The organism is Streptomyces sp. SP17BM10 (assembly GCF_036322405.1).
Classification (GTDB): Bacteria; Actinomycetota; Actinomycetes; order Streptomycetales; family Streptomycetaceae; genus Kitasatospora.
On sequence record NZ_JAQYXB010000217.1, the window covers coordinates 1 to 503 of the forward strand.

1 protein-coding gene is annotated in these 503 nt (G+C 72.6%); it reads left to right on the forward strand.

What is annotated here, in order from left to right:
* Nucleotides 1-503, forward strand: a 503-nt coding sequence (locus PUR71_RS00850; RefSeq protein ID WP_329924333.1) for an FG-GAP repeat domain-containing protein, incomplete at both ends; no start/stop codon positions are given.

A 503-nucleotide genomic window follows, 5' to 3' on the forward strand; every position in this document is an offset into this window, starting at 1 on the left:
GCGGCTGGCAGTCGCTCGGCAAGGTCGCGACCGGCGTGACCACCGACCGCAGCCGGGTCCGGCTCGCGGACTTCGACGGTGACGGCAAGGCCGACTACTGGGTGATCAACCCGGACGGCACGGTCAACGTGTGGCTCAACCGCGGTGGCGACGCGGCCGGCGCCGCCGGCTGGCAGCCCCTCGGCAAGGTGGCCACCGGTCTGACCACCGACCAGGACCAGGTGCGCTTCGCCGACTTCGACGGGGACGGCAGGGCCGACTACTGGCTGATCAAGCCGGACGGCACCGTGACCGTCTTCCTCAACCGCGGCGGCGACATTGCCGGCGCCACCGGCTGGCAGTCCCTCGGCAAGGTGGCCGCGGGCGTGACCACCGACCGCAGCCGGGTCCGGCTCGCGGACTTCGACGGTGACGGCAAGGCCGACTACTGGGTGATCAACCCGGACGGCACGGTCAACGTGTGGCTCAACCACGGCGGCGACGCCGGCGGCGGCTGGCAGTCC